At 36.5% G+C, this 21,143-nt stretch carries 19 protein-coding genes and 2 pseudogenes; 12 read left to right on the top strand and 9 right to left on the bottom strand.

Going from position 1 to position 21,143, the window contains the following annotated elements; translation table 11 throughout:
• Positions 1 to 115: 115 nt before the first annotated feature.
• Positions 116 to 601 (bottom strand): hypothetical protein, encoded by a 486-nt coding sequence (locus tag I5818_RS19355; RefSeq protein WP_209391803.1) that lies wholly within the window; start codon positions 599 to 601, stop codon positions 116 to 118.
• A 566-nt stretch (positions 602 to 1,167) separates the two neighbouring features.
• Between I5818_RS19355 and I5818_RS19350 the strand changes: the two genes are divergently transcribed.
• From I5818_RS19350 to I5818_RS19325, 6 genes and pseudogenes are all read left to right on the top strand, one after another.
• Positions 1,168 to 2,139 (top strand): tRNA dihydrouridine synthase, encoded by a 972-nt coding sequence (locus I5818_RS19350; protein ID WP_078110543.1) that lies wholly within the window; start codon positions 1,168 to 1,170, stop codon positions 2,137 to 2,139.
• A gap of 192 nt (positions 2,140 to 2,331) precedes the next feature.
• Positions 2,332 to 3,255: a DnaD domain-containing protein gene (locus I5818_RS19345; RefSeq protein ID WP_235849712.1), complete on the top strand. Its 924-nt coding sequence runs from the start codon at positions 2,332 to 2,334 to the stop codon at positions 3,253 to 3,255.
• Positions 3,252 to 4,514, top strand: a complete 1,263-nt coding sequence (locus tag I5818_RS19340; protein ID WP_078110541.1) for a DnaB-like helicase C-terminal domain-containing protein — start codon at positions 3,252 to 3,254, stop codon at positions 4,512 to 4,514. Before I5818_RS19345 ends, I5818_RS19340 begins: the two co-directional genes overlap by 4 nt.
• Positions 4,515 to 4,555: 41 nt before the next feature.
• Complete coding sequence (locus I5818_RS19335) at positions 4,556 to 4,981, top strand: hypothetical protein (protein WP_078110540.1); 426 nt, start codon at positions 4,556 to 4,558, stop codon at positions 4,979 to 4,981.
• Between the two features lie 348 nt (positions 4,982 to 5,329).
• Positions 5,330 to 5,781: pseudogene (locus I5818_RS19330) on the top strand (IS1595 family transposase); the annotation flags it as partial.
• 41 nt (positions 5,782 to 5,822) lie between these two features.
• On the top strand, positions 5,823 to 6,362 hold the full coding sequence (locus I5818_RS19325; RefSeq protein WP_078110539.1) for a GNAT family N-acetyltransferase: 540 nt from the start codon (positions 5,823 to 5,825) through the stop codon (positions 6,360 to 6,362).
• Positions 6,363 to 6,651: 289 nt separating this feature from the next.
• Here the strand turns inward: I5818_RS19325 and I5818_RS19320 are convergent, their stop codons facing one another.
• The gene (locus I5818_RS19320; protein ID WP_078110538.1) at positions 6,652 to 7,899 is read right to left on the bottom strand and encodes an MFS transporter; all 1,248 of its coding nucleotides are present in this window, start codon (positions 7,897 to 7,899) and stop codon (positions 6,652 to 6,654) included.
• A 221-nt stretch (positions 7,900 to 8,120) separates the two neighbouring features.
• On the opposite strand from I5818_RS19320, the gene I5818_RS19315 reads away from it, so the two are divergent.
• The gene (locus I5818_RS19315) at positions 8,121 to 8,702 is read left to right on the top strand and encodes a TetR/AcrR family transcriptional regulator (protein ID WP_058003303.1); all 582 of its coding nucleotides are present in this window, start codon (positions 8,121 to 8,123) and stop codon (positions 8,700 to 8,702) included.
• Positions 8,703 to 8,726: 24 nt separating this feature from the next.
• A complete protein-coding gene (locus tag I5818_RS19310) occupies positions 8,727 to 9,149 on the top strand; it encodes an ester cyclase (protein WP_078110537.1) in 423 nt (140 codons plus the stop codon).
• Between the two features lie 129 nt (positions 9,150 to 9,278).
• On the opposite strand, the gene I5818_RS19305 is transcribed toward I5818_RS19310, so the two are convergent.
• On the bottom strand, positions 9,279 to 9,686 hold the full coding sequence (locus tag I5818_RS19305) for a nuclear transport factor 2 family protein (protein WP_078110536.1): 408 nt from the start codon (positions 9,684 to 9,686) through the stop codon (positions 9,279 to 9,281).
• A gap of 261 nt (positions 9,687 to 9,947) precedes the next feature.
• Between I5818_RS19305 and I5818_RS19300 the strand changes: the two genes are divergently transcribed.
• On the top strand, positions 9,948 to 10,343 hold the full coding sequence (locus I5818_RS19300) for a VOC family protein (protein ID WP_058003306.1): 396 nt from the start codon (positions 9,948 to 9,950) through the stop codon (positions 10,341 to 10,343).
• A gap of 162 nt (positions 10,344 to 10,505) precedes the next feature.
• Here I5818_RS19300 and I5818_RS19295 read toward each other — a convergent pair whose 3' ends face one another.
• From I5818_RS19295 to I5818_RS19285, 3 genes are all read right to left on the bottom strand, one after another.
• Entirely contained in the window at positions 10,506 to 11,918 is a 1,413-nt protein-coding gene (locus tag I5818_RS19295; RefSeq protein WP_078110535.1) for a PQQ-dependent sugar dehydrogenase, read from the bottom strand.
• Positions 11,919 to 12,255: 337 nt separating this feature from the next.
• Positions 12,256 to 12,837, bottom strand: a complete 582-nt coding sequence (locus tag I5818_RS19290) for a hypothetical protein (protein ID WP_078110534.1) — start codon at positions 12,835 to 12,837, stop codon at positions 12,256 to 12,258.
• Positions 12,838 to 12,973: 136 nt separating this feature from the next.
• Positions 12,974 to 14,398: a vWA domain-containing protein gene (locus tag I5818_RS19285; protein ID WP_078110533.1), complete on the bottom strand. Its 1,425-nt coding sequence runs from the start codon at positions 14,396 to 14,398 to the stop codon at positions 12,974 to 12,976.
• A gap of 630 nt (positions 14,399 to 15,028) precedes the next feature.
• Between I5818_RS19285 and I5818_RS19280 the strand changes: the two genes are divergently transcribed.
• Positions 15,029 to 17,269 (top strand): ATP-binding cassette domain-containing protein, encoded by a 2,241-nt coding sequence (locus I5818_RS19280; protein WP_078110532.1) that lies wholly within the window; start codon positions 15,029 to 15,031, stop codon positions 17,267 to 17,269.
• A gap of 228 nt (positions 17,270 to 17,497) precedes the next feature.
• Here I5818_RS19280 and I5818_RS19275 read toward each other — a convergent pair whose 3' ends face one another.
• Complete coding sequence (locus I5818_RS19275; RefSeq protein ID WP_209391802.1) at positions 17,498 to 17,992, bottom strand: membrane lipoprotein lipid attachment site-containing protein; 495 nt, start codon at positions 17,990 to 17,992, stop codon at positions 17,498 to 17,500.
• Positions 17,993 to 18,306: 314 nt separating this feature from the next.
• Between I5818_RS19275 and I5818_RS19270 the strand changes: the two genes are divergently transcribed.
• Entirely contained in the window at positions 18,307 to 18,819 is a 513-nt protein-coding gene (locus I5818_RS19270) for an Imm6 family immunity protein (protein WP_078111542.1), read from the top strand.
• 146 nt (positions 18,820 to 18,965) lie between these two features.
• Here I5818_RS19270 and I5818_RS19265 read toward each other — a convergent pair whose 3' ends face one another.
• Positions 18,966 to 19,313 (bottom strand): hypothetical protein, encoded by a 348-nt coding sequence (locus tag I5818_RS19265; protein WP_244975353.1) that lies wholly within the window; start codon positions 19,311 to 19,313, stop codon positions 18,966 to 18,968.
• Positions 19,314 to 19,393: 80 nt separating this feature from the next.
• Positions 19,394 to 19,531 (bottom strand): annotated as a pseudogene (locus I5818_RS19260) (IS1595 family transposase); the annotation flags it as partial.
• Positions 19,532 to 19,782: 251 nt separating this feature from the next.
• Here I5818_RS19260 and I5818_RS19255 point away from each other — a divergent pair.
• Complete coding sequence (locus I5818_RS19255) at positions 19,783 to 20,478, top strand: DUF6946 family protein (protein WP_078111391.1); 696 nt, start codon at positions 19,783 to 19,785, stop codon at positions 20,476 to 20,478.
• Positions 20,479 to 21,143 lie beyond the last annotated feature (665 nt).

Genomic DNA, 21,143 nt, shown 5'->3' with positions numbered 1-21,143 from the left:
TTTTCGTAATTGTTGCTTTTGTAAAAGATTCAGCGATTCTTATGAAGTATGTAGCTCTTTTCTCAGTGAATTGAAGGTGTATCGGTTTTTAGCCGATAGTTATTTGTAAAAAAATTTACTTGAATCGCAACAACGTTTGAGAAAAGAGCCTATCTTTAATGATCTGAAATCCATATAAAAGCAAGGCTTCAACAGTAAATATTAATAATAGGTTGATTTTTTTCAATCGTACTAAAGACGCTATTCCAAGTTTCTGCAAGTAATACACCAAACCATAGGTAAATGCTCCATCAATTGCTAAATTTAAAAACATATATCTGAAAAATTTGCCATATGTCAATTTTAGTATCCACATAGAGCCAATTAAAAAGGGTCCCCATATAAAAGGAAAGACTCCAGAAATCTTTGGATGAAGGGTTTGATACCACCACCACCATTTTCGCTTTTTTGCGATAAAATTAACGATCCTAACGATCAATGATATAAATAAACCAGCAGGTAAAAATCGCTTAAAAGCATCTTTTCCCATCAATGGAACTGTAAACCAAGGAAGGATCATCATTAGCAGCAACAATAATTTCGAATACTTGAACAATCTCATGCTGAAACCTCCTAATCTTGTCAGAAATAATATCCCCTAGAATAGGAAAAGTATAAAAAAAACATTCTAAAAAATTGGTCTCTTTTTTCCAAGATAACGAATGCAGAAAGTGGTTTCGTTCTTGCGCGTGTGAGTATTGATAAATTTTCTGCTAGGGACACGATTAAAATCCTAAAAAAAAAACTGATAATCGTCTAGTGGGTGAGTGACGACGAAACCAATGAAGAAAAACAAGCGATTGAACGATCGACTCAATGCGGTGTAAAATAAATACGTTGTCTTTTAGACATTAGGGGTCAAAAGTATCACTCCATCAAATTGATAAGAATAGTTTCAACAATATACAAGAGAAACCTGGATCATATATCTCACTCTACTGCCCCAAATGCTTTTTCTTTGCTGTTTTTATTTGTTCATAGTAAAGTTTATAATGTTTGAAATTTACTATCGATTGATAAAAACTGAGTAAGCATGGTATAAGTGTAAAGGTAGCAGAAATTTTTGCTTTTTTATTTTGGGACGAGAGTTAGAACGAGTATCCCATCATGAGAGGACTGGATTTGATTATGACAGACAATTTTTGGCGTGATTTACCACGACCATTTTTTATACTAGCACCAATGGAAGATGTGACGGATGTTGTTTTTCGCCATGTAGTGAGTGAAGCAGCAAGACCAGATGTGTTTTTTACAGAGTTTACAAACACGGTGAGCTATTGTCATCCAGAGGGGAACCAAAGTGTGCGTGGACGTTTGACTTTTACAGAAGATGAACAACCAATGGTGGCCCATATATGGGGAGATCAGCCCGAATATTTTCGGCAAACGAGTATTGGTGTAGCGAAACTTGGCTTTAAGGGTGTGGACATCAATATGGGCTGCCCTGTGCATAATGTGGCAGCCAAAGGGAAGGGAAGCGGCCTTATCCTTCGTCCAGAAGTCGCTGCGGAAATCATCCAAGCAACTAAGGCTGGGGGATTGCCTGTTAGTGTGAAGACAAGGCTTGGTTACACGTATATAGACGAATGGATGGACTGGTTAACACATGTATTGAAACAAGACATCGCTAATCTTTCTATCCATCTGCGCACAAGAAAGGAAATGAGTAAAGTAGATGCTCATTGGGAGCTAATTCCAGAAATCAAAAAGCTTCGTGATCAGGTGGCACCAGATACACTGTTGACGATCAACGGGGATATTCCTGACCGTCAAACTGGCTTGAAGCTTGTTGAACAATATGGCGTTGACGGAGTAATGATTGGGCGTGGAATTTTTAACAATCCATTTGCCTTTGAAAAAGAGCCGAAGGAACATAGCAGTGAGGAATTGCTCGATCTCTTAAGATTGCAGCTCGATCTTCATGATAAATATTCAGAAGAATTTGAGCAACGTCCATTCAAGCACCTTCTTCGCTTTTTTAAGATATACATCAAAGGGTTCCGAGGGGCGAGTGAATTAAGAAATCAATTGATGAGCACTAAGTCAACAGATGAAGTGCGTGAGATGATTGATAGCTTTATGGCAAAAGTAGAAGATTGAGGTGACCCTCAAAAGTAAAAGTTTATATTATACAGTAAATTGGCTGGTGTGAATGCGGGATGAAACCCGATTCATGCCTGCCAATTTTTTTATTTTCGCGAGCTTTTTGAACAGTAGGGTGTCCTTTTTCTTCATTCATTTATATTTCTATATATGAAGGCAATTTTTAGTGAAGAAAGGACAGGGATGAAGATGGCAAAGTATCGAATGGTGCGGACTGAATTTTGGAAGAATCCGATGGTTTTAGAAGAGATGACCCCAGAGGATAAGTATTTTTACCTGTATTTGCTGACCAATCCACATACTACGCAAATTGGAATCTATCGAATTACGAAGAAACAAATGGCTTTTGATTTGGGTTATTCGATTGAGAGTGTTCATTCGTTAATGGAGCGATTCGAGGAGCACCATCAGTTGATTCGCTACAATCCGGAAACAAGGGAACTGGCGATTAAGAATTGGGGAAGAGAGAATCTTCAAAAAGGCGGAAAACCGGTCATGGATTGTATCCTTTCCGAATTAAAAGAGGTCGAGGATGATTCGCTGATTCGATATGTTTCAGAATTCATACATAAGCAAGAGATTAGAAGTCTATATGAAGCCTTTTATCAACAGAAAGGGACTGTAGGAATAGAGAATGAAAAATCCCCACGTTTAACCGATTGTGAAGAATTTGACGATACGTCACTGTCTCGTTATACGACACGTGGGCAAAAAGAAAAACAAAAAGAAAATGAAAAACAACAACAAACCATCTACCCAATGAATGATGATGTGAAAGAAATTATTGCGTGTTGGGATGCGAATGGATTTGGTTTTACGAATGTAAATGCGAAGCAGCAGCTGTTAGCTTGGTTAGATGATTCTCGATTTTTACAGCCGAAGGAAATGATATTAAAAGCCATGAATATTGCTTGTGCTAATAACAAGCGAAAGCTGAATTATATCGTAGGAATTTTGAAAAACTGGGAAAATGAATCTTTACTTACGGTGGAAGAAGTTAATTCGGAGGATGAGAAGAAAAAGCAATCTAAATTATCAACCGAATCGGACTCGTCTGGAAGAGCGATTCCAAGGGAATTTGAACTCGACCTGTCGGCAGGGGAAGACGGATGAGTGTTGTGGAAAAAACGTTTCTAGGAAGCTTGATAAAAGCGGAATACTTGCTTCACGATACCGTCATCCAGCCAGATCATTTGGAAAGTGAACGGCACAAAGAGCTAATGAGAAGAATGGTGACGTTAAAGCGGGAGGGAAGGAATATTGATCTGCTATCCTTTACTACCTTACCTGATCTCGAATCATTTGGTGGCATGTCTTATTTAACCGAGCTTTTATCTTATGCAGATATAAAGAAATTTAATGACACGGAGACGCTCATTCTTGAGCTCTGGAAGGAGCGGGAAAAAAGAAACATCTTAACGCTTGCAGCGATGAATGATTGGGAGATTGCGAAAGTCATTGCCGAATTGGATAAAATAAATCAATCGAAAATGGAGGACCATACTTCTATACATCAAGCATTGCTGAGAATTTATGAGGCACCATGGGAAGAGCAGCTTCATGCGAAAGGTGTGACAACAGGGATCAAAAAGCTTGATCTCATGACTGGTGGCTTTCAGGGTGGAGAAGTGACGATTGTAGCAGGGAGACCCTCGATGGGAAAAACCGATGTGATGCTTCATTTTGCCAAAATATCTGGTTGGGCGGGGTTTTTGCCACTCGTCTTTTCCTTAGAAATGCCTGAAAAACTAATCACCTCTCGATTAATGGCCTCGACAGGAGGATTTAACCGTGCAAAAATGCGGGATCCGAAAAGAATGCTCACGCAAACTCAAAAGAAAAAATGGTCGGATGTCATTGGTGATCTTGATGAAACCAATATGCAAATCTTTGATGGGGCAGGGCAAACCGTAGCTGTAATGAGAGCGAAAACAAGAAAGCTAATGTATGAATTTCCATCGAAGAAACCAGTCGTTTTTATCGATTACTTAACCTTGATCCAAGCAAATGAATTTTACGGAGGGAATCCCCATTTACAGGTAACGGAAATATCAAAAGCCCTCAAAACGATGGCAAAGGATTTTGACTGCCCCGTCATTTGCTTGGCACAGCTCAATCGATTAGTCGAAACGAGAGCCAATAAACGTCCGATGATGTCCGATATTCGCGAATCAGGCAGTGTCGAACAGGATGCCGATATCATATTGTTCTTATATCGCGAAGCCTATTATGACAAGGATTCCGAGGATCATTCCCTTGAAATGATTGTCTCGAAAAACCGAAATGGACCAGTCGGGACAATCAAGGTGAATTACAACGAGCATACAGGGGCGATTGAGGATCGGAAAGAACAGAATTCGAAATCCAGTTAACCTTATGCAGTTTTTAAAAAGTTCACGGGGGGGGTTATCAAATGTTGGTGAGAGAGATGTACGAGTATAGTTTCATTTACGAAGAATCTACACTGGCCCATACCCTTTATTATTTATTAGCAGAGAATAAAATTGCACTAGATGACGATGTAGTCGAAATAGACTTGAATCAAGTCAATCATGAGAAAGTAGCGGAATTGGTGCAAAGGAATGTATTGGGGATTCGTAGAATTGGAATCTATTCTCTGAAGATGGATCGGAAAACCTTTGTTTTTATTTATGCTGGAAGTGAGGGAGAGGCTATCCAATTCTATAGGAAGTCATTTCATATGAACCCACTGAACTGTCATGAATATTTGCTAGATTTCGAGCTTGCTAGGGGAAATGATGTGATTTCGTTTCGGGAAATGAGGAAGGAGTTTGAGCGATTTCCGGTGGTGGTGGGGTATTTTGTGAAGGGGGAGTGATAGAGGGGGTTTTGATTTTAATCAGCTGGATAGTAAATATTACTTTCATAAGTTTTTGAATAAATGGCGTGTAAATTTGATGTGGGTATGGTCTTATGGGCGGCATGATGTAATGACCGCTCAATCCCCTAATATATAAGGGTTTTGAAGTAATTTGCGAACAAAATACTAACATAGGTAAAAAATTTGAGGCTTTTCATTAGTTACTGCGAACTTTTGATGTGCCTCTTTTTATGTTTATTGCTTTCTTGGGGTTAGAAACTTTTTGTAATTTAATCTTCAGAATGACTGAGGAGTCTGCCCATGATTTTTGAAGTTGAAATATTTTTCATAAATTACATTGTTTTTTCATCATCACAACGAGGCATTAGCAAGGAACAAGTCTGTGTTCTTGTGGCAAGAGACCGTCAGAAAATAATATATTCTAAAGTGGTTGGTCATGGACGGATTGTAAAAACCCGTTTGGAAGAAACAATCGGCTCGTGGCGGCATTTATGACCTACGCAAGAGAAAAAGGACTTGAGCATTACAGATTTAAATCAGATGGTAAGGAGCGAGTCCGGGGTGTTTACCATATTCAAAATGTGAAAAGTTATCACAGTCGCTTGAAGGGCTGGCTAAATCGGTTTAATAGCGTGGCTACCAAATATCTCGGCCATTATTTGAGTTGGTTTCAATTTTTAGACCAAATTAAACACCGAAATGATGATACAACGGTTAGTAAGATGAGTATTGAAAGCTGCTTGTTCTCAACTGATACTACCTATGATAAACTCAGATTATCAGAATTTTCCATCTAGATAAAGTTTAAAAATAGAATAAACCAACAGGAGGAAAGAGAATGAAAACAACTGAATTACCGAAAGTCTATTTAAGAGAATTAACTCTTAATGATGTTGAAGACCGTTTTCGATGGTGTCTTGATAAAGAAGTCACAAAGCATTTAAATATGCCAGAGAAATATCCACCTTTTAGTAAAGAAGAAACTATGAGTTGGATTAAAATGTGCATTAACAAAACAAACGGATATGAACAAAAAGCCATCGAAACAGAAGAAGGAAAGCATATCGGTTGGATAGATTTGAAAAACATAGATAAACTCAATAAACACGCCGAATTAGGAGTAGCAATAGGTGATAAAACCTACTGGGGTAAAGGTTATGGGTTCTCCGCAATGAAAGAGATGCTTCAATGGGGTTTTAATGAATTAGACCTTAACAAGATTTGGCTTAGAGTAGAAGTTGATAATGAAAAGGCAATAAAGTCTTATAAGAGAATTGGGTACGTTGAGGAAGGTATATTGAGACAAGACAGATTAAGAAATGGTGAATTTGTTGACCGTTTAAGAATGAGTATTCTTCGACACGAGTTCTTCTGTTAACGGGAGGTTAAATAGAAAAAGGGAACTTCAAATATATATAGTTCCCTTTATTATTACGGGAAAGAGCTGATCAACAAAAGTTATCAGCCTTTTTGTACTACATCGGCAGTATTCCTGTAATATTCATTATACTTTCCTTATATAACACTCAGAGGGGATAATTCAAAAAATATATCTTGATAAAAACACTACTAAACGAAATGAAAACAAAAGTATCGTACTATTCCAATTTGGATACATAGAATCTATTTTTTAAGTCAATGTTGGATTAAAATTGTGAAAGAAATAATTATATGCCCTTCTCATGATACTCCTTAAAAAAAGTTATTGCCCAAAATAAAAGAGCTAAACCACTGATAGTAGCACCTAAAATACATACTCCATTCCATCCATACTTTGCATAAACATATGTTGAAAAAATTGCCCCTGATGCACTACCAATGGAATAAAAAATCATATAAGCAGCAGTAAGCCGACTTCTTGCTTCAGGACGTACTGTGAAAATTATACTTTGGTTTGTAACATGTATAGCCTGTACTGCTAGGTCTAGCAGAATAACTCCAATAACTAGTAAAAATAATGAGTAATTAATCATACTTATAGGTATCCATGATATTAATAATAGAAACAGAGCTATGGCAGTTGTTCGTTGGCCTTTTCCTTTATCTGCTAGATTTCCGGCTTTCATAGCAGCTAGTGCTCCTGCAACCCCAGCTATTCCAAATGCTCCAATAGCAGTATGTGAAAGATGATACGGAGCTGCACTAAGTGGTAATACCAAAGAAGTCCATAAAATACTAAAGGAAGTAAAAATAAAAAATCCTAATATACCGCGAATCCATAAAATTCTCTCCTGTACGAATAATAAGAGGACAGAATGTAATAAATGTGGATAAGACAAATGTGATTGTCTGTTTTTGTAATTTGGTAATATTCTGTATAGTAAACATATTATCAAAAACAGAATGGCAGCTGCAGTAAGATATACTGAACGCCAACCACTAAAGTCTGTCAATACTCCAGCAAATGTCCGAGCAAGGAGAATGCCAATTACTACGCCACTTGTAACAATACCTAGTATACGACCACGTTCTGTAGGATTAGACAGTGTTGATGCAAATGCTACAAGTGTCTGTGTAACAGTCGCTAGGAAACCTACTAAGGCCATACCAATAAAAAGGAATGTACTTGTGGGAGAAATCCCAATAAAAAAAAGAGCTAAAACTAATAAAAGCATTTGAACAATAATGAGTTTTCGAGGGTTTATTAGGTCTCCAAGTGGCACTAGGAATACTAATCCGAGTGCGTAGCATATTTGAGTGATAGAAATTACTGTTCCAATAATGGAATGTTGAATATTAAATTCATCTGATATTGCAGTCAATAGAGGATGAGCAAAGTAAATATTGGCAACTGCTACCCCGCAAGCTATTGCAAATAAGAATGTTAAATAACGGGTCATAACTGTACTACGACCTAACTGTAATTGACTATTATGAAGGTTAGAAGTTGTTGATATCTGTTCTTTCCTATCCATAAATCATTCTCCTTTTGTTTTTTTATTTTGTACCAATCGGTATATAATTATCACAATTAATATATAATCAATTTAATGATGTAATGTCAAATAATTTATTGTTAATTAAAGTTTTTTAATTATGATTCGTAATAATTGACAATTATTCACTATTGAAATAATATATATAACATACTATTCGGTATATAATTTTTAAATGGTAAAGGAGATAAAGGGATAAGATGGCTCGACTACGTGAGTTTGATGAGGAAAAAGCTTTAGATGCAGCTATGCACCTTTTCTGGGAAAAAGGATATTCAGCTACTTCCTTAAGCGATTTAACTGCAAAAATGGGCATACAGCGTCCAAGTTTATACGCAGCTTTTGGTGACAAAGAAGGTTTGTTTGAAGCTGCATTACGAAGGTATACAAAATTGCATGCTTCCAAAGTTCGTATCAAACTGCAAAATAGACCTGTTAAAGAAGGGATTCGAACTTTTTTTGAAGAGCTAGTAGAGGAGGAGTATAAGAAAGAAACGGACAAGGGATGTTTTTGTATAAATACAATGGTAGAATTAGCTTCCCATAATGAAAAGTTTGAAATTTTGACTAGGGAACATCAGATGTATCTTTCAGTCCTATTTCAGGAATTAATTGACGAAGGAGTTAGAAATGGGGAATTTACAAATAATCTAAATTCTAAAGCATTAGCACAGATGCTAGTCACTTCATTAGTTGGACTTACAGTTATGATAAAATCTCGTCCGGAACGCTCATTCATAGATAATTCTTTAGCGGTAATATTGACAGTATTAGACCAATAATAGCTATTTTAAGGGGGATTATTAATGACACCAGAACAAGTTGTGAGGAACTTTTTAGAGATAGTCCGATCAGGTGAGAATCCGGAATTTTCAAATGAATTAATGGCAGATAGTGTAATGGCACATCAAGTTGTATCTGAAGAAGAACAAACAATTCAAAGAACACCACAAGAATATGCAGAACACGTAAAAGAAATGATTGAAACATATGGTAACTTTTCATTTGAGATTCAAGAGTTTATTTCTCAAGGAAATAAAGTATACGTAAGGTGGAAGCAAGAAGGGAAACATCAAGGGAATATTGGGAAATATCAAACCACTGGACTACCATTAGTTGAATTAGCAAGTGCAGTGTATAGAGTGGAAGACGAAAAAATTGCTGAGTATTGGATACAAATAGATCGATTAGGTATAATTAAACAGCTTGAACGTAATGCTTCTAATTAAATTTTAAGGTGGATTTATAGTGGAAGAATTAGCAAAGATTCAGCTGTATAAGCTGAATCTTTTCATTTAATAAAGGAAGTTTAAAAAAGAAACATTTATTGTTCGACACACATAGTTTCAACAAATACGTTAAAACGCCCCATTCTCGTTAGGGCTATTCTCTGGTACCGCTTGTCCTACATCCCACATTTCAACGATTTGGTTATCTTGGAAACGGAAAATATGGATAATAGCCCATCCAAGGTCATCAGGATTTTGCCTCACATGGGAGTGAACCGCAACGGTATCTGCCTCTTCAATGGCCCGTTTGACCTCAAGAATCTTTTGAGGATTATTGGCAGCATCCTCTTCCATCGCGAGCATGAGGGAATCGGCATCGCCACAGAAAAAAGGGTTGTGGTGTAGAAAATTAGGACCTATGTGTTTTTGATAGGCGTCGCGAACTTGCCCGGATGCGACAAGCTGTAGAAAATCCACGGCTTTCTCCTTTAACGTGTAAGTAGGTGTATCGTGCTGTTCTATACTCAATTCAATCATCCTTTCCTTTTATAAATAAATTAAGTAAAGCTTAAAGGATTTATCTTCGTATGTAAATTGTTGACATACATTTTAGATAAGTTTTAGGCAGGAATATTGAGAACGTTAGAATTTACTTTATAAGAATCGCCGAATCTTTTACAAAGCAACAAACTATATGAAAACAGCCTTTATAAAAGCAGGAGTAATAAATTTAAATGTAGAAATACATACTGAAAGATTGTAGGTACACCAAATTTGGAGGGAAAATGGGAGGATGTTATGGGGAGACTAGTTCATTTCGAAATTCATGTCGATGATATGGAACGGGCGAAGAAGTTTTATGGAGAGGTTTTTAGTTGGAGATTTGAAGATTGGAGCGAGTATGCAGGAATGCCTTATTTCGGGGCTGTGACTGGTGAAGATCATGAGCTTGGCATTAACGGAGCTTTGATGAAACGTCAGAGTCCTCCTCCAGAAGCGAATCAGCCTTTAAATGGTTTTGCTTGTACAATGGGAGTGGAGGATTACGATGCTACTGAAGCAAAAATTTTGAGTAATGGTGGCAAAATTGCCATGCCAAAGTATGCGCTACCTGGAATGGCATGGCAGGGCTATTATATTGATACGGAAGGGAATATCTTTGGCATCCATCAACCGGATGAGAATGCAAAGTAGTATTCTATAAGAACTAGGTATCCAGTCGTTTTAAATTTAGGGATGTGGAATCAATCTCCATATCTCTTTAGTCTTTTGTATAGCAGAATCTAGACTGGAAAAGTCGGTCGGACAATGGGTCTATTTGACCGATGTTTTGCTATCTTATTTGGATTATCCAAATCACAAAACAATCTCCATCACCCTACCTTGGTTTAAATCCGTCACTTTCATAGAGCCATATACCCCTAAATAAAGTCTAGTTTGATCCATATTCGTTCCCAAACTAACATAATAAGCTGACTCTGAACCAAAGTTATAATCAGTTTCAATCACACTAAAATCATTTCCCCTGGTATAGGCTAGAACACCTTTAACTGGAGGTCGTGCTTCTTCTTTTCGGGCAAGATCGGTGAACACAACGCTTCCTTTTAAATGTGGGATTCCATCTCCCATATAGGCTTGCACTCCTGTAAGTGCAGTTCCGGCAAACTTATCGGGGCGAGGATCTTTATGAAAATAACTAGTTAGAGGCTGAAGGCGACTCACTGAGGTATTTACTGCTTCATCGTAATAAGCAATCGTTTTCTCTTTCAAGGTCGGGTCTGCAGAGCAATTCCTTATCGTTGAAGTTGGTAAAACACCTTCCCATCCCCGCCAGCCAAAGTTAATAAATCCTTCATGGTTAAGGGGAGATTTCGTTAAAGCAGCTTGAATGAGGTGAGTAACTGGTATAGGTTTATAATGGACGAAAGAAAAAATCGACTCGATCAAATCCTGTCCGACATTTCCCACATATTTGATATACTGATTCCCAAATCTTTGAAATGATATCCCTGGTATATTGCGAACTCCTTTGGCGATAACGGTAAGGGTTTCTCGAATGGGGACCGGCAGCTCATTAAAGCGTGTGACGACGGGTGGGGTATGGATATTTGTATCCTTATTAACATCGATTTCGATGATTTTACCGAATATCTCCATATCATCCTGACTTAAATTAAATGGATCATAGCCTGCTCCCCCATCTCCGTTTGTGAAAACAAGCTTTCCTGTTTCAGGTGAAAAGTTCAAGCTATTCACACCATTATGATTAAAAAAAGGTCTTCTCAAGTTAAGCAATGTCCGTCGTTTTTGCGGTTGACCATTTCTCTGTAACATCCATTCTTCTACTGTATCAATATGCTCATACTGGGTCTCTCTATTTATCCACTTTAGGTTTAACGTGCTGGGATCACACGGGTCAGGCTTAAAGGGTTTGGGAAGAGCACCAGGTCCTTGTGTGCCTGCTACCGAATAATGTAGATAAAACAAACCGTTATAATAAAAATGTGGATGAAACGCCATTCCCAGCAATCCCCGTTCATCATAGCCACGGCCGGAAACCCCTGGTTCAGAGGAACCTAGTTTGATAACTTGAGGGCGAATATCTAAAAAAGTTCGAATATCGCCGTTACCTATGTAAAAGATCTCTCCGACCTGGGTTGCAATAAATAATCTTTCCATTGAGTCACCTGGCAGTATAGTCGTTTTCATCACAGTGGGCAAATTAATCTTACTAATAAGGGGCCGTAAACGAACCTTTACTTTGATCAACTCATTCACATCCTTTCTTATTTCTTTTTTATAAGAATATGATGAGAACGGTTCGACTAGTCAATAAATCATAAAGTTGAAAATATCTTTATTCAGTATTTTGAGGGATTGTTAGAGGAAAATTAAACAAGTGGACGGTCACTAGTTTTTAAATCTAGTAACCGTCCACTGGATCCACTATTTATTATGTTGATGGAATCTGAGACTAATCGATAATCTGATGAAGAAATAACAGTCATATGAGTAACAAAATTTTTATTCCAGGTAGGTGGAGAAGGGTGGTACCTCGTCCAGTATTGGTGTATGGTGAAGCGTAAAATTAACCCGCTGCTCGACACTAATCAGCCACGTTGACACCCATCGCATAATGACTGTTCGGTAAATAGAAAACTACTAGTCTTTTTCCCTTCATATTTTTTTCAAAATAATCTTGGCGTATCCATAGATGGGTAGCTTGAATAGTTACATCTTCAAACATAATTTCATACACCACTCTTGGTCCAGACTCTGGGTTATCATACTCTACCTCTGTCGGGACGCCAACGATCTTTTCAAATTGCTTGTTTTCATAAGCGGCCTTATCTTTATAGATCATTTTCACATTTACCATGAGTTGAGTGGAAGCATAGAAAAAAGCGATGGTGATAAAAACACCTAACAGTTTCCAAATCCAATTGCGGGTCATAAAAATTAATGTAATAAAGATCGAACAGAAAACAAATGTGAAACAAACACCACTAATCAGCTGAATGATCTCATGAACGATCCAATCATTTTTGAAGAAAAATGAAATTCCAAAAATGATAAGTGTCAAAATGAAAAATATGAGGCACAGGATCATAAAGAACATGCCAATCCGTTCCCCTAAGGTCTTTACATTATTTATGGTGAACAATCGATTGATAAACTTTGGTTTCATCGCTTTCACCCTTTCATTGAAAAACTAGATAGTAATTATACGTTCCATTTGCAAAAAGGTTTTAAACAATTCACGATGATAGTCCAAGCTTTTTTAAATCCTTCTAACTAATCCAGAGAAGCAGAAGAACCGTCCCCTACCACGTTTTGCCGCTTTCTTTTCTGAGTTTCCACATTCTATCTGTCCATTCTTTTACCTTTTTATCGATTTCACTGGCTCTGTCATTGATTTCGGTATATTTTTCTTGAGATAGTTGGGAAGCAATATTTCGTAGTTGTTCGTTTCTTTCCGATTTCCAATCTCGGAGGGTGGACGATGTTTCCGAATCGATCCACTGGTTTTCCTCCATTAACTGGATGGCTTGCGTAAACCTATCATTTTCTCGTGATATCACATTTTTCAAAGGTTCACTTAGCGTATCAACTCGTTTTTGCTCCGCTAAAATTTCCCATGGACCAGGAGCCTTTGTAAATGACCATGCAAGATCACCCGCTGAAGGTAGCCACTGTGTTTCTATTGTTTTGCTTAAGTCATTTGGATTATTAGCAGAAAAATACTTACCGTTTCCTGCTTCCGCCACTTTCTTTAATTGATCTTCTGATTTTGAATCAACATCAAAGCCGATAATGTTTACTTTATACTCACTATTTTCAGATGCGAATGCTTTCGCTTCTTTGACTGGATTCCCTTCGCAAGTTTCTGCACCGTCACTGACGATATAAATGGTCGTATCAGCATCATAGGCCTTAGACATTTCCTTCGCTTTCTTTATCGCTCCCGCAAGTGGTGTCCAGCCTTTCGCTTGAAAGGAATTTACTGCTGTGACAAACGTTTTTTCGTCGTATTTCCCCATCGTATATTTCTCTTCAATAGCACTGCATGATTTTTTCATATCTTTATCAGCTGAACTCCCAACATGACCATATACAATAAGAGAAACTTCACTGGATTGACCAATGGTTTTCGCAAAACGTTTGACTGCATCTTTAGCAATTTCCATCTTCATTTTGCCGCCAACCTGTTGCAGCATACTTGAGCTCGCATCCAGTAATATGATTGCTTTTGAGTTTTTCGCTTCCGCAGTTTCTGTATTCGTCGTCTTCTCTGGTTCCGGCAAATCTGGTTCTTCAAAGTTAGGTGTAAATGCTTCTACCGGTTCAATAGCATCCTTATAATAGGGACTTCCAAGTAAATAGATCAGCCCTTTTTTTAGCATTTCCGGGTCCTTCGTTTCTTTAGTTAATAACTTTAATTGGTCGGTCAGCTTCTCCTTTTGTTCACTGTCCATTTCGGTCGGGAACAATGCCGTTTCTTTTATTTCTTGTTCCTTCGTCGTATCTTTTACTAAAATTCCAGCCTTCTGCTCCTTTAAAGCCTCTATTGTCGAGTCCAACTGAATATCGTTTAGGTTTGATTGCCAATTATTTTCCTCTTTCTTTTGCGTCGCTGATGCCTTTTCTGTCTTTTTGGAATCAGTGTTTTCTTTATTGGTGACTTTTTCACCCTGGCAGCCGACAAGCAGCAAAAGAACGATGATTAACATTCCTAACAGCTTTTTCATATCCCCACTCCCCTGTAAGCAAAAAGTATTAGATAGTAGCACTAATAAATTGTGGATTATACTATATCTTCCAATTATAACGAATTACTTTTCCTATTTTTTCTTATAATTAAAAATTCCAACTTAATACCTATGAGACTAGGAAGAAGGTACTGTTTGAGTCGTAGAGAAAACATATGTGAAACGAAATCCCAATCTAATCTTGTATACAAAACGAGTGGTGGAAATTTAATATCTGGCGGGACAGAACAAGACTAAAATATTTGGATCATTTTCGTATTACGTGAAGGAAAAAATTCTTGTGAGGTGGAAAACAGTAGAGAGGATTATGAAAGTAATATCGATTCCCTAAGATCTTTACATTATTTATGGTAAACAATCGATTGATATACTTTGGTTTCATCGCTCTCACTCTTCCTATGAAAAACTAGATAATATTTATCCGTTCCATTTACAAAAGGTTTTAGTATTCACGATGGTGGTCAAAGCTTTTTTACATCCTTGCAATGAATCCAAAGAAGCGGAAGAACCGTCCCCATGCTTTCGCTTGCAATTCCAAATTTACTATTGGTATGATTATTTTTCCCAAGTCGAGCGTTTGAATATTTAATTTATAAAGGAGAGGATTGAATGAAGCAGGAATTTATTGAGTTAATTAATGCAAGGGAAAACAATTTGAAAAATATCGATGTGCAGATTCCTAAAGGGAAAATTACTATTTTTACAGGAGTATCTGGTTCAGGAAAGTCATCGATTGTTTTTGATACGATTGCTCAAGAAGCAGGGCGTCAATTAAATGAGACTTTTAGTAGCTTTGCACGTCAGTTTCTACCCAAATACAGTAGGCCAGAGGTTGATGAAATCAATAATCTCTCTACTGCGATTGTAGTTGATCAAAAACGTCTAGGTGGAAATGCGCGGTCTACACTTGGAACGGCGACAGACATTAATTCCTTGATGAGATTGCTTTTTTCTCGTTTTGCCGAGCCAGCTATCGGGTATGCAAATGCCTATTCTTTTAATGATCCTAGTGGTATGTGTCCGAAATGCGAAGGAATTGGAAAAATTATTACATTAAACACGGATGCTGCGCTGGATATGGAAAAGTCTCTAAACGAAGGAGCCATACTACTATCGGGTTTTGCACCGGGTACTTGGCAATGGAAAGCTTATGCTGAATCTGGCTTTTTCGACAAAGATAAAAAATTAAAAGACTATACAAAAGAAGAATTCGATCAATTGGTCTATGCAGAGCCACAAAAAGTAAAGTTAAATTACATGGGTAATGAAATGAACGCAACTTACCAGGGCATAGCAGTAAAATTTATGCAGCAAAATGTGAATAGAGAAAAAGAGACAACGAAAGCTGCCGCGAAGAAACTGAAGGATTATGCAATCACCTGTACATGTCCCTCCTGTGAAGGCACTCGATATAACGAGAAAGTGATGTCTTCTAAAATAAATGGCTATTCTATTTATGATCTAACAGACATGCAGTTAGATGAGTTAATGAAGATTCTAATGGAAATAGATGAACCTAATGCTAAACCGATTATCGCTGGTATTGTAGAACGGTTAAAAAGCCTGTGTGATATCGGATTAAGTTATTTGACTCTCACTAGGGAAACGCCAACCTTATCTGGTGGTGAGTCGCAAAGGGTAAAAATGGTGAAATATTTGTCTAGCAACTTAACAGGGTTAATGTACATATTTGATGAACCAAGCACTGGACTTCACCCACGTGATGTTTACCGGTTAAATGAATTGCTTGTCAAGTTACGTGACAAGGGCAATACCGTTTTAGTTGTGGAGCATGACCCGGATGTTATCCAAATTGCAGACTATATTATTGATGTGGGACCGAATGCAGGCTCTGGTGGAGGCAATATTATGTATAGTGGCAGTTACCAGGGTTTACTATCTTCTGATACATTAACAGCGAAGTATTTAAGCAGTAAAACGGAAATCAATGCAAAACCAAGACAGGTTTCTGATTTTCTGGAAAGTAGAAAAAGTAGCCTTCATAATTTGAAAAACGTCAGCCTTCGCATACCAAAAGGGGTTTTCACTGCTGTTACGGGAGTAGCGGGATCTGGTAAAAGTACGCTAGTCAATGAAGTTTTTGCAAAAGATTTTCCGGAGGCGATTCGCATTGACCAAAGCCCGGTCCATGCTAATATTCGTTCGAATCCTGCAACCTTTTCCGGCATTATGGATGCCATCCGCAAGGCATTTTCAGACACTAATAATGTAGAAAGCGGATTATTTAGCTACAATTCAAAGGGTGCCTGTGAAACTTGTGGTGGAACTGGAATTGTCCAGCTCAATCTATCCTTTATGGATGTTATGGAAGTAGAATGTAGTGATTGTAATGGCAGTCGATTCAAGCAGGATGTGCTCCAATACTTATATAAGGGTAAGAATATTGTAGAAATCATGGAGATGTCCGTCGCTGAAGCTTTAGATTTCTTCGAAGTAAAAAGCATTCAGACCAAGCTGAAAAGCATGAACACAGTTGGTCTAGGTTATCTGTCATTAGGACAGCCTCTAAACACATTATCCGGTGGTGAATGTCAAAGACTGAAACTAGCAAAGGAACTGAACACAAAGGGGAACATATATATACTTGATGAACCAACTACAGGATTGCATATGTCAGATGTCTCTAACATTCTGCGTATTATTAATAAACTAGTTGATAAAGGGAATACAGTGGTAGTCATTGAACATCATCTAGACGTCATCCGCAATTGTGATTGGATCATAGATTTAGGTCCAGATGGTGGTACGGCTGGTGGAGAAATCCTTTATGAAGGCCCACCAGTGGGCATCCTGGATTGTGAGAGATCAGTAACGTCGAAGTATCTATAAGAAGTAATTGGACGGGTTCTTGTCCTTCCATTATGGAAGCAAGAATGCCGTCTGTTTTGTTTAGAGTTTATTAGATAAGAGTGACAGGTCATAAAAATAGATACAATTTTTTCTGTGCTCCTACGTTTGAATGTATTTTCAAATTCCTCAAGAAAGAAATGTGCTTTATAATTAAGAAGGAATCATAGGCAAAAAGCACTCAATTTTAAAATGAGTGTTTTTTGCACACTAGTTGGTAATAAATGAACTTAATAAATACCTACCTTCCTTTTGTGAAAACTGAAAAACGATTTCAGAATTGTTTTGGGCGAACCCGACTGTTATAACATCATCTTCTAAATGATGAAACCTGTATTCAAAATGATTGTAATCAATAGATTGTAAGAAAGCTTGTTCATGAGCATCATCAAATATAAAAGTGTTCGTCTTCTGATTAATAGTCACATTCGAGTTCTTTATTGTTTCAAGATAGTTATAGTCTTTATTTATCATAGCTTGTATGGTTTTAAATGAGAGATTCATCGTTTCTCTTAATTGTTCTGATGTAAGAGCTGGTCTTTCCTCTAGTTGTTTTTTTAATTCTTTATTTTCTTGAGCTAATACCTCTGAGTTACTTTCAGTAGGGTTACTAGTTTGTTGGGAGGCATTCCCCTTAACAGTATCCTTATTAGAGCAACCCACTAAAGCTAATAATAGAGTAAAAGCAATGATTATTTGTTTCACGATATACTTCCCTCCTTAAGAAGGATTTTAACATAATGAATATTTAAAATCTTCAATATTTGATAAAGAAGTGAAAATAAACATAAATGAAATTAAGCTTCAACTATCCTCTTTTGATAGAGGTAGACCTTGATATCATGAAACCGCTATTTAAGCTGCACTTGGTTGTAAACAAAAAATGACCTTTCACCACTTCCAATGTTGCTGGGAAAGAAAAAGGAAAAAGAACTTATTGATAAAAGCATTAAAGTAACTGGTGTTCATATTCTAATGTTTAAAAATGAAAAGTATATTTGATTTGTTGGAGGTTAATTATGGCTAATACTAGTTTTAGTAGTTTAACAGAAGATGGTAAAGTAATACTTTTTCTTGGACTTTCAGAAAAAGTTTTGTCGATTTTTTCACAAAGGGAAGATCAAATTTTAGCCCAAGAAGTTATAAATAAATGTTGGGAGTGGCTAAAAAGTAAAGAAAATATAGGGGATATACTATATGGATTATTAGATAATGAGGAAAATGGTATAACAATAATTCAAGAGATGTCAGATAATGAATCAGATGTAAACGCTTGGAACTGCATTATTGATGCAGTTGCTTACACTTGTAGAAAAGCATTTGAAAGAGAAGATGTCAAATATTATCCAGAACCAATTGCTTTAGTTGATGATACTTTAGTAGACCATTTTATGGATTGTTTTGAAAGATGTATAGAGGATTCAGATAGTTATATTCAGAGGATAAATTTTTTGTTGGATGATTATAAAAATGGGAATATTGCGAGTGATTTGCGTAAAGAAGTTTTAAGGGAATTAAATATACAAAATTAACTAACTCTATTATATTTTATGGATTTTTTTGATTAGAATTATTAAATTAAAGGCTCTGTTAAATTTTAATATTGATAATTGAGCAAAGTTAAAGGAAACCTCTACAATTCGGGGTTTCCTACCATTATTGATGTTTTATTTGATACTTACTTGCTCGTAAATCCTTTACCGACAACTGTTTCCTTATCCAAATCAACAAAAACCGTAAGTTTTCCAGAAGAATTTGTTTCAGTATTATTAAACGTAACTGCATAAACTTGGTCTTTATCATAATTTTTGTCAATAAAAGATTTATTTTCATCATTAACTGTTACTTTTTCCACGATTGAATCTTTTGGACTTGCAGGAATTAAATCCTTTTCTTCATCTGTAAGACTATTGAATGCAATCAATTCAATCGACACACTATCCTTTGGTTGAATTAAATTACAACCCATTAAAGTCGTAGATAAAACAATCAATATTGTAATCAACACTAACTTTCTCAAAAACACCTACCTCCTTTTTATTTGACGAATATACTTGATGTTTTGTTACTTTTTAGGCTTTTCCTGTTCGATAACTAAAAAAAGAGTTACACTTTTGATAGCCTCAAACTAACATTTGTGTCCGTCATTTCAAATACAAATGATGATAATAGAAATTCTTTAATGTGCTGTTTATTGCTTTCGTTACTACGACTGTCAACAAATAAAAACCAAGTAAGGTTGTTGTTAATTAAACGACCACCAACAGATGAAGAAGGTTCAACATAGCGTTTAACCCATTGGTAAACTTGTTTATTTTTGTATGTGGTAATTTTTCAATATGCATTAACAAGTTGCTAAACGCTTTGCTCACCTTGAAACCCTTCCAGAATATTTGTTCTTATATTATATAAAGATTATTTCGGAGATGCATCAAATATCAACATTTACCTTTTAAATTATTAGTCAATAAGAAAACAAAATAGGGGAGAGAAAAATGGCTAAATTCTTTATTCCATCTCGAGGTCCTCTTTCGTGGAGAGACTCTCTTGCAGATCCAGACAAACAATGGAAAAAGGGGTATTCAGCTTATGAATTAGCTCATTGTTGGGAAGAAGCTACTAAACTTCCTTCTTGCGTGGATACGATTTTTAAACAGTGCGAGTTTCCTTTGTTCCACGATGTGGAAGTATTATTAGCATTCCCTGAGTATAAGGTACCTTTACCTGGTGGAAATGCAAGCTCGCAAAATGATCTTTATGTACTTGCGAAGTCTAAAAATGAATTATTAACGATTATGGTGGAAGGAAAAGTTTCAGAGCCCTTTGGGAAAACTGTTGAAAATTGGTTAGGTAAGAATCCTAGTGATGGTAAACAAAAAAGATTAGAATCCTTACTTAATATACTGGGGTTACATAAAGAAAGTGTAGGTAATATAAGATACCAATTACTACATAGAGCATCATCAGCAGTGCTTGAAGCAAGGAAAGTAAATGCTCGTCAATCTCTTATGCTTGTTCATTCATTTAGCGAAACTAGAAAATGGTTTGAAGACTATATAAACTTTGTAAAACTGTTTAATTTTTCCCCGAATAAGGATGGAATTGTTGGTCCAGTAGAATTGAATGAAGTAAATTTGTATTTTGGATGGGTAACAGGTGAAATAAACAAAAAAGAATGGAAGCATTTTTAGAATAAGTACCCATTAAAGGATTTCTATTATTATTTATGTTTATGCTTCACATAAAGTGAGAATAGTAGAGAAAATGTGTCTCAAGTATAGTGTTTGAAACACATAAAGTGAGAATATCGGAGAAAATGTGTCTCAAGGATAGTGATTGAAACACATAAAGCGAGAATATCGGAGAAAATGTGTCCCAAGTATAGCGATTGAAACACATAAAGCGAAAATATCGGAGAAAATGTGTCTCAGGTATAGCGGTTGAAACACATAAAGTGAGAATATCGGAGAAAATGTGTCTCAAGTATAGTGTTTGAAACACATTATAAGAGAATAGTAGAGAAAATGTGTCTCAAGGATAGTGTTTGAAACACATAAAGTGAGAATATCGGAGAAAATGTGTCTCAAGGATAGTGTTTGAAACACATAAAGTGAGAATATCGGAGAAAATGTGTCTCAAGGATAGTGTTTGAAACACATAAAGTGAGAATATCGGAGAAAATGTGTCTTAAGTATAGTGTTTGAAACACATTATAAGAGAATATTAGGGAAAATGTGTTTCAAGGATAGTGTTTTTTAAACACATTATAAGAGAATATTAGAGAAAATGTGTCTCAAGTATAGCGATTGAAACACATTATAAGAGAATATTAGAGAAAATGTGTCTCAAGTATAGT

It is taken from the genome of Heyndrickxia oleronia (assembly GCF_017809215.1).
GTDB lineage: Bacteria > Bacillota > Bacilli > Bacillales > Bacillaceae_C > Heyndrickxia > Heyndrickxia oleronia.
This window is presented reverse-complemented; position numbering and strand designations above follow the sequence as displayed.

Coding starts and splice junctions, on each gene's coding strand:
- I5818_RS19355 (WP_209391803.1), bottom strand. CDS start 601: ATGAGATTGTTCAAGTATTCGAAATTATTGTTGCTGCTAATGATGATC.
- I5818_RS19350 (WP_078110543.1), top strand. CDS start 1,168: ATGACAGACAATTTTTGGCGTGATTTACCACGACCATTTTTTATACTA.
- I5818_RS19345 (WP_235849712.1), top strand. CDS start 2,332: ATGGCAAAGTATCGAATGGTGCGGACTGAATTTTGGAAGAATCCGATG.
- I5818_RS19340 (WP_078110541.1), top strand. CDS start 3,252: ATGAGTGTTGTGGAAAAAACGTTTCTAGGAAGCTTGATAAAAGCGGAA.
- I5818_RS19335 (WP_078110540.1), top strand. CDS start 4,556: ATGTTGGTGAGAGAGATGTACGAGTATAGTTTCATTTACGAAGAATCT.
- I5818_RS19325 (WP_078110539.1), top strand. CDS start 5,823: ATGAAAACAACTGAATTACCGAAAGTCTATTTAAGAGAATTAACTCTT.
- I5818_RS19320 (WP_078110538.1), bottom strand. CDS start 7,899: ATGGATAGGAAAGAACAGATATCAACAACTTCTAACCTTCATAATAGT.
- I5818_RS19315 (WP_058003303.1), top strand. CDS start 8,121: ATGGCTCGACTACGTGAGTTTGATGAGGAAAAAGCTTTAGATGCAGCT.
- I5818_RS19310 (WP_078110537.1), top strand. CDS start 8,727: ATGACACCAGAACAAGTTGTGAGGAACTTTTTAGAGATAGTCCGATCA.
- I5818_RS19305 (WP_078110536.1), bottom strand. CDS start 9,686: ATGATTGAATTGAGTATAGAACAGCACGATACACCTACTTACACGTTA.
- I5818_RS19300 (WP_058003306.1), top strand. CDS start 9,948: ATGGGGAGACTAGTTCATTTCGAAATTCATGTCGATGATATGGAACGG.
- I5818_RS19290 (WP_078110534.1), bottom strand. CDS start 12,837: ATGAAACCAAAGTTTATCAATCGATTGTTCACCATAAATAATGTAAAG.
- I5818_RS19285 (WP_078110533.1), bottom strand. CDS start 14,398: ATGAAAAAGCTGTTAGGAATGTTAATCATCGTTCTTTTGCTGCTTGTC.
- I5818_RS19280 (WP_078110532.1), top strand. CDS start 15,029: ATGAAGCAGGAATTTATTGAGTTAATTAATGCAAGGGAAAACAATTTG.
- I5818_RS19270 (WP_078111542.1), top strand. CDS start 18,307: ATGGCTAATACTAGTTTTAGTAGTTTAACAGAAGATGGTAAAGTAATA.
- I5818_RS19255 (WP_078111391.1), top strand. CDS start 19,783: ATGGCTAAATTCTTTATTCCATCTCGAGGTCCTCTTTCGTGGAGAGAC.